This is a genomic window from Sodalis-like endosymbiont of Proechinophthirus fluctus, assembly GCF_001602625.1.
In the GTDB taxonomy this organism is placed as follows: Bacteria; Pseudomonadota; Gammaproteobacteria; order Enterobacterales; family Enterobacteriaceae.
In genome coordinates this window covers 1-1,886 of sequence record NZ_LECR01000029.1, presented here as the reverse complement: position 1 = coordinate 1,886, position 1,886 = coordinate 1, and the positions used below count along the sequence as shown (strand labels likewise).

Annotated in this window: 1 rRNA gene; it reads left to right on the top strand. The window is 52.3% G+C overall.

Going from position 1 to position 1,886, the window contains the following annotated elements:
* The first annotated feature begins 286 nt into the window (after positions 1-286).
* Positions 287-1,829, top strand: a 16S ribosomal RNA gene (locus BG74_RS03505).
* Positions 1,830-1,886 lie beyond the last annotated feature (57 nt).

Genomic DNA, 1,886 nt, shown 5'->3' with positions numbered 1-1,886 from the left:
CCCTATAATGCGTCTTCACTGGCCGGGAACATAACCGGATCAGCTAGAGGAAGGTGTCCCACTACTGGAAAATAACAGGTTTATTATAAAGAGGAAAATTGTAGTATACGCCACCCGCACCAGTAGGGAAAATACCTCCCGGTTTACGCTCTTTAACAATTTATCAGACAATCTGTGTGGGCATTCACGAGACGATATCGACACACGAAATATCAAGTCTTGAAGAAGAGTGAACAAACGAATATTCATACGAATACCAGTTTTAATTCTTTGAACATCAAGCTTTTAATTGAAGAGTTTGATCATGGCTCAGATTGAACGCTGGCGGCAGGCCTAACACATGCAAGTCGAGCGGCAGCGGGAAGAGGCTTTCCTCTTTGCCGGCGAGCGGCGGACGGGTGAGTGATGTCTGGGGATCTGCCCGATGGAGGGGGATAACTACTGGAAACGGTAGCTAATACCGCATAATGTCGCAAGACCAAAGTGGGGGACCTTTAGGCCTCACACCATCGGATGAACCCAGATGGGATTAGCTAGTAGGTGGGGTAATGGCTCACCTAGGCGACGATCCCTAGCTGGTCTGAGAGGATGACCAGCCACACTGGAACTGAGACACGGTCCAGACTCCTACGGGAGGCAGCAGTGGGGAATATTGCACAATGGGGGAAACCCTGATGCAGCCATGCCGCGTGTGTGAAGAAGGCCTTCGGGTTGTAAAGCACTTTCAGCGGGGAAGAAGGCAATGGCGTTAATAGCGCCATTGATTGACGTTACCCGCAGAAGAAGCACCGGCTAACTCCGTGCCAGCAGCCGCGGTAATACGGAGGGTGCGAGCGTTAATCGGAATTACTGGGCGTAAAGCGTACGCAGGCGGTCTGTTAAGTCAGATGTGAAATCCCCGGGCTCAACCTGGGGACGGCATTTGAAACTGGCAGGCTAGAGTCTCGTAGAGGGGGGTAGAATTCCAGGTGTAGCGGTGAAATGCGTAGAGATCTGGAGGAATACCGATGGCGAAGGCGGCCCCCTGGACGAGGGCTGACGCTCAGGTACGAAAGCGTGGGGAGCAAACAGGATTAGATACCCTGGTAGTCCACGCCGTAAACTATGTCGATTTGAAGGTTGTGGTCTTTGAGCCGTGGCTTTCGGAGCTAACGCGTTAAATCGACCGCCTGGGGAGTACGGCCGCAAGGTTAAAACTCAAATGAATTGACGGGGGCCCGCACAAGCGGTGGAGCATGTGGTTTAATTCGATGCAACGCGAAGAACCTTACCTACTCTTGACATCCAGAGAACGAGGCAGAGATGCCTTGGTGCCTTCAGGAACTCTGAGACAGGTGCTGCATGGCTGTCGTCAGCTCGTGTTGTGAAATGTTGGGTTAAGTCCCGCAACGAGCGCAACCCTTATCCTTTGTTGCCAGCGATTCGGTCGGGAACTCAAAGGAGACTGCCGGTGATAAACCGGAGGAAGGTGGGGATGACGTCAAGTCATCATGGCCCTTACGAGTAGGGCTACACACGTGCTACAATGGTGCATACAAAGAGAAGCGATCTCGCGAGAGTCAGCGGACCTCATAAAGTGCGTCGTAGTCCGGATTGGAGTCTGCAACTCGACTCCATGAAGTCGGAATCGCTAGTAATCGTGGATCAGAATGCCACGGTGAATACGTTCCCGGGCCTTGTACACACCGCCCGTCACACCATGGGAGTGGGTTGCAAAAGAAGTAGGTAGCTTAACCTACGGGAGGGCGCTTACCACTTTGTGATTCATGACTGGGGTGAAGTCGTAACAAGGTAACCGTAGGGGAACCTGCGGTTGGATCACCTCCTTACCTAGATGATACGTTGAGTGACGTGTCCACACAGATTGTCTGATAGCTATCACGAGC